This window comes from Lysinibacillus sp. (assembly GCF_032093475.1).
Taxonomy (GTDB): Bacteria; Bacillota; Bacilli; order Bacillales_A; family Planococcaceae; genus Lysinibacillus; species Lysinibacillus irui.
Map to the genome: position 1 here is coordinate 70,881 of NZ_DAMDAY010000003.1, position 6,236 is coordinate 77,116.

The following is a 6,236-nucleotide window of genomic DNA, read 5'->3' on the forward strand; positions in this document are numbered from 1 at the left end:
GACGGGTCGTCTTACAGCAATGATTGCATTAATTGTAGTTCCAATTACGTTTGCAGTTATAGGTGGATTCGGAAGTGAAATGGGTCCGATGATGTTGGATGGAATTAAAAGTGTCGCTCCAACAGGGATTATGATTTTATTTGCAATTCTATTCTTTGGTATTTTGATTGATGCTGGTGTATTTGATCCAATCATTAAAACAATTCTAAGGTTAGTAAAAGGTGATCCTGTAAAAATTGCCATTGGAACAGCAGTTTTAGCTCTTTTGATTTCTTTAGATGGTGATGGTACGACAACATACATGATTACTATTTCTGCATTTCTGCCGCTTTATAAAAGAATTGGCATGCGACCAATTGTATTAGCTGGTATTGCCGTTTCAGCTTCAGGTGTTATGAATCTTCTACCTTGGGGGGGACCAACGGCAAGGGTTATGACAGCTTTGAATCTTGAAATGTCAGAGGTTTTTACACCCGTAATTCCTGCAATGATTGGCGGCGCTATCTTTGTTCTGTTTATGGCATTTATGTTCGGAAGAGAAGAAAGAAAGCGAATTGGCGTTATAGAATATGATTTTGAAGCTACAGCTCAGCTTGCTGCAACAGTAGAAGATGACCATTTAAAACGTCCAAAATTAATTGTCTTTAATTATGCTCTAACAATCGTCCTTTTAGTAGCATTAATTATGGAGTTATTACCACCGGTTACATTATTCATGCTTGGTTTTGCGATTGTGATTACTGTAAACTATCCAAAATTAAAAGATCAAAAGGAACGTATTGCGAATTATGCTGACAATGCATTATCTGTTGTTTCAATGGTTTTTGCAGCAGGGATTTTTACAGGAATTCTTTCAGGTACATCAATGGTAGATGCGATGGCAAACTCAGTTATTGATTATATTCCAGATGCTATGGGTTCACATTTTGCTGTTGTTACAGCGATCCTTAGTGCACCATTTACATTCTTTATGTCAAATGATGCCTTTTACTATGGAGTACTGCCGCTACTTGCTAAGGCAGGAGCAGTATATGGCATTGATCCAGCCTTAATCGGTAGGGCTTCCCTTTTGGGGATGCCAGTCCACCTTTTAAGTCCACTTGTTCCATCTACTTATTTATTAGTCGGTATGGTTGGAGAAGATTTCGGCACATTACAACGTATCTTCTTAAAGTGGGCATTCGGCTCTACAATTGTCATGATTATTGTTTGTGTAGTATTAGGAATTTTTCCTCTTTAATGAATTATCGTTACGCAATATCTCTTATCCATAAAAACAGAATCGGCAAATCAATCTGTTTTTATTTGGATAATCAACATAATTAAACATTTCAATCTAAAAACGCCCAGAGTATAATCTGAGCGTTTTTATTACGCTTTAATATGTACAATCAAGCGTCATCCCCACCCATTTAAGATTATTGCATTAGGTTTGAATAGATAATTTTAGAACCGGATATAAATATAAAAAAATTGAAAGGAACTAGTTATGGAATTTTATAAAGAGAAGGAAATCTATTGTTTTAGCTGTCGAAAAAAAACTATATTTACCTGTAAAGATATGCATAACAAAATTGGGGTAGACAGCCATTGTAGCGAATGTTCAGGTATTTGGTTTGAGTGGCAAAATAGAGCAGTTGAAAGAGAAATGGAAAAATGGATTGAATATAATAAAGGGCTCCTTAACTAGTTTTAGGGTGGTTAGAGGTTTTGGGACTATCCAAAATTAATCTATACCGATTGTAGCTTAGTAGAAAATAAAATCATTTACCTCTATTTTTCTTAGTAGTGAAATGATTTTTTTATTAGATTAATTTCCATAATTTATTATTTTTTATATAAAGATGTAACCTTTTAAAATAGTAAAACGTTTAATATAGTAAGCCAAGTAATCAAAAGGTGTTTATATTTTTAAGATAATGTGGGTGGGTTTTCAACTAATTAAGAAATAGTTATGTATAACTTATACAAAGGAGTGTTTTTATGAAAAAGCTATTGATTATAACAAGTTATTTAGGGTTTTTTCTATTAGGAGGTTTGACTTTTACGTACTTCTCAACATCTGAAGCGGCTAGCATTACGAAAAAGATCGAAGTAGTTCAGGATAAGATTAGTTATTATGTAGATAAAGTTGAAAAAGTACCCCCTGAAGGTCAATCTGGATTTATCTATCAAGGCACTACATATGTTCCAATGCGCTTTGTTGCTGAGTCTTTAGGAGAAAAGGTGACATGGGATGGGAAAACTAAATCAGTTTATATTGGTGATGTTCCAAAATTTATCTCTTTAAAAGATGTAAAGCCTATTGGAAGTGAGGAAGACCACTTCTTCCACAATCCAAGCACTGTCGTTATTAGTACAGGAGAGAAGTTTGAACAATCCTATCAGCTTGGTGGTTATCATGGCGGAGGAGCTGTACAAGATCATACCGTTGAATATTTAGCTAACGGAAATTATAAAGGATTCGAAACATATTTGGCGCCAGTTAAAAAGTTAGTAGCTGGTTCTTCAGGTATAGGGTCCTTGAAGATTTATGCGGATAATAAATTGATTTACGATAGTGGCTCAATAAAAGACAAGGTGAAGGTAAATATTAATTTAGAGGGAGCTACAAAAGTGAAATTTGAAATTGTAGGAAGTGGATTAGGTATATTAAATCCTAAATTTGTTCAATAATCGTTACGTTAATAAACAGAGAAGATGACATGTTGTCATCGTCCTAGTATTGGTATCTATTTATTAAATGCTAAGTTACAAAATAAGCGGGTAAAAGTATTTAATATCATTTAGAGTAAGACGTGGATGATGTAAAGCCGTCTTATTAAAAGTGAATTTTTCTCGTAAAAGTTAGATTACTTTCTAACTTTTGCGAGTTTTTTTTATGCATGCCTAGTAAATAGTATTTTATTTCCAACAATCTAAATAGTCGGATTATTGTTGCAACACTAAAAAAATCATGATAATATTAGTAAAACGTTTTACTAAAACGTTTTACTTGTGAAGGGGATGAACATATTGAGAAATAAACGAATTGCAACGATTGGGGATGCAATGGTCGTTTTTAATCCATCTAAGACAGGTCCTCTACGTTTCGTTCCTTCCTTTGAGCGAGCTGTTGGTGGTGCAGAATTAAATTTTGCAATAGGTGTTACACGTTTAGATATGGGAGCAAAATGGATTAGTTGTATTGGAGACGATGAATTTGGCAAGTTAATTTATAACTTTGCGCGTGGTGAAGGAATCGATGTATCACATGTTTTACGAACACCCCATATTCCAACGTCTATCTACTTTAAAGAAATTCGGGAAGACGGGGCAGGTAAATCGTTTTATTACCGTAACCCATCACCTCTACTTGAGTTGACAGAAAATCGTATAGATGAGTCAGTACTTGATGATGTGGATTTATTACATATTAGCGGAGTGTATTTAGCAGTATGTGAACATAACATTCAAGTTGCATTGAAATTAATTGCCTTAGCACAGGCAAAAAGTATTCCTATATCCTTTGATCCAAATTTACGTTTAAAACTATGGTCTATAGAAGATGCCAGAGAGGTTTATGAAAAAGTGTACCCATCTATCAATCTTCTGCTAACAGGACAGGATGAATTTGAACTTTTATTTGAAGGGCGAACAGTTAAGGACGTTCAAGAGAGTTATAAAATAGATGAAATTATTGTAAAAAAAGGTGAGCAAGGTGCAACGGTTTATACAGCCACTGAGCAGTATGATCGAGAGGCTTTTACTATTCGTGCTATTGACACAGTTGGAGCAGGGGATGCATTTGATGCGGCCTATGTCTATAGCTATTTAAATGGTGATGATATCGAAGAACGTCTCCGTTTAGCCAATGGCGCAGGTGCATTGGTAGCAACGATTAAAGGAGATAATGAGGGTCTTCCATCATTGCAAGAGTTAAGACAATTTATCGGCGACGAAAAATTAATTGAACGTTAGGGGTTGTCAGGAGTGCAAAAAATTGAAATTTTGAAAGCGTTGTCAGATGCAAAAGTTGTCGCTGTTATTCGGGGACGTTCACCCGAAGAAGCGACGGAAATTTCAAAAGGTGCCATTACAGGTGGCATTCGAGCAATTGAAATAACGTATACAACACCTTTTGTTGAAGAAACCTTTAAAGCATTACGCGATTGTGATGCAATAATTGGAGCTGGCACAGTATTGGATGTTGAGACTGCACGTCACGCCATATTAAACGGTGCAAAATTTGTGGTTAGTCCTAGCTATAATGCTGCGATTGCGAAGCTTTGTAATCGTTATAGCATACCGTATTTACCAGGGTGTATGACTATTACAGAGATGGTGACAGCCCTTGAGGGTGGTAGTGACATTATAAAATTATTCCCGGGAAATCAATATGAACCAAGCTTTATTAAAACTGTTAAAGGCCCTCTCCCAAATATCACAATTATGCCTACAGGCGGTGTGGGTTTAACTAATATGAATAAATGGTTAGATGCTGGTGCGGTAGCGGTTGGTATTGGAAGTGATTTAAATAAAGCATTTGCAACAGATGGCTATGAAGGTGTTGTAGCTCAAGCAAAAGCTTATATGGAAAATCTATCAAACTAGGAGGTAACAAGTATGAATATGACTTTTAGATGGTATGGTCGTGGCAATGATACAGTGAAACTAGAAGATGTGAAGCAAATACCTAATGTAAAGGGGATTGTTTGGGCACTCCATCACCTACCAGCAGGGGAAGTATGGTCTAAAGAAGCTATTCAAGATGAAGTTGATTATATTCAGTCTTTTGGATTCCATACAGATGTCGTAGAAAGTGTCAATGTCCATGAAGATATTAAACTAGGATTGCCAACACGTGATCAATATATTGAGAACTATAAACAATCTATTCGGAACCTTGGTGAAGTAGGTGTTAAAGTTATTTGCTATAATTTCATGCCAGTATTTGATTGGACACGTACAGACTTATTCCATCCATTAGAAGATGGCTCAACGGCTCTCTACTTCGACAAGGAGAAGGTAATGAATTTAGATCCACAAGAACTGGTGAATGAAGTAAGTGCTTCTTCGGATTTAACCCTTCCAGGATGGGAACCTGAACGATTAGCTCGACTTTCAGAATTATTTGAGTAGTACAAAGAAGTTGATGAAGTTAAACTTTGGGATAACTTAGCTTACTTCTTACAAGCTATTTTACCAGTTGCAGAAGAAGTAGGTATTCAAATGGCGATTCATCCAGATGATCCACCGTATTCAATCTTTGGCTTACCGCGCATTATTACAGGATCAGAAAGCTATGAAAAATTAATTAAAATATCTGATTCAAATGCGAATGGCTTTACGTTTTGCTCAGGTTCAATGGGAGCAGACCCACAAAATGATATGGTAGCAATCGCTGAAAAATACGCACATCGTGCTCCGTTTGCCCATATCCGTAATGTGAAAATCAAGGAAAATGGTAGTTTCTTTGAAACATCGCATTTTACATCGGATGGCTCAATCGATATTAAAAATATTGTCCGTACATTAAATGACCAAAACTATGAAGGCTATGTTCGTCCAGATCATGGTCGTCATATTTGGGGCGAACAATGTCGTCCAGGCTACGGCTTATATGATCGTGCACTTGGCATTATGTATTTAAATGGTCTTTGGGATGCTTATGAAAATCTAAAGAAATAGGTGACATGTATGAAAGCACTACAAGTAATGAAACCTTTTGAAATGGCTTTAATTGATGTAGCAGAACCAGTGATAACAAATTCAACAGACGTGCTTGTACAAACAGCATATGTTGGAATATGTGGCTCAGATATGCATATTTATCATGGTTCGAATCCATTAGCGACATTACCTCGTATACCTGGGCATGAAGTTGTTGGACGTGTATTAGAGGTTGGCCAAGAGGTACAAGGATTAAAAGTGGGTGACAAAGTTGTTGTCGAACCAATTCGTTATTGTGGTGAGTGCTACGCTTGCCGTAAAGGACAACCAAACGTCTGTGAACAGCTTTCTGTTTTTGGTGTTCATGAAGATGGAGGTATGCGTGAGCGTTTTGTAGTTGCAGAAAAGCAATTGCATAAAGTAGCAGATCACACACCTTTTGAAGAGGCTGTCTTAATCGAACCTTACACAATTGGCGCACAAGCCGTATATCGTGGTGAACTACAGAAAGGTGAAACCCTATTAATTCAAGGTGCAGGACCGATTGGCATTTGTATTTTAAAGATGGCTAAATTAATGGATGC

General features: G+C 36.4%; 5 protein-coding genes and 1 pseudogene. All 6 read left to right on the plus strand.

The window, feature by feature from the left end; genetic code table 11:
* Positions 1–1,240: CitMHS family transporter (locus RT445_RS01540; protein WP_313469450.1), on the plus strand; the 1,240-nt coding region annotated here is incomplete at its 5' end.
* 743 nt (positions 1,241–1,983) lie between these two features.
* On the plus strand, positions 1,984–2,676 hold the full coding sequence (locus RT445_RS01545; RefSeq protein WP_274794914.1) for a stalk domain-containing protein: 693 nt from the start codon (positions 1,984–1,986) through the stop codon (positions 2,674–2,676).
* Positions 2,677–3,006: 330 nt separating this feature from the next.
* On the plus strand, positions 3,007–3,960 hold the full coding sequence (locus RT445_RS01550; RefSeq protein ID WP_312506580.1) for a sugar kinase: 954 nt from the start codon (positions 3,007–3,009) through the stop codon (positions 3,958–3,960).
* Positions 3,961–3,972: 12 nt separating this feature from the next.
* Positions 3,973–4,593 (plus strand): bifunctional 2-keto-4-hydroxyglutarate aldolase/2-keto-3-deoxy-6-phosphogluconate aldolase, encoded by a 621-nt coding sequence (locus RT445_RS01555; protein WP_274794912.1) that lies wholly within the window; start codon positions 3,973–3,975, stop codon positions 4,591–4,593.
* A 12-nt stretch (positions 4,594–4,605) separates the two neighbouring features.
* Positions 4,606–5,670: pseudogene (gene uxuA / locus RT445_RS01560) on the plus strand (mannonate dehydratase).
* A gap of 9 nt (positions 5,671–5,679) precedes the next feature.
* The coding region (locus RT445_RS01565; protein ID WP_313469453.1) for an alcohol dehydrogenase catalytic domain-containing protein at positions 5,680–6,236 on the plus strand (557 nt) is incomplete at its 3' end.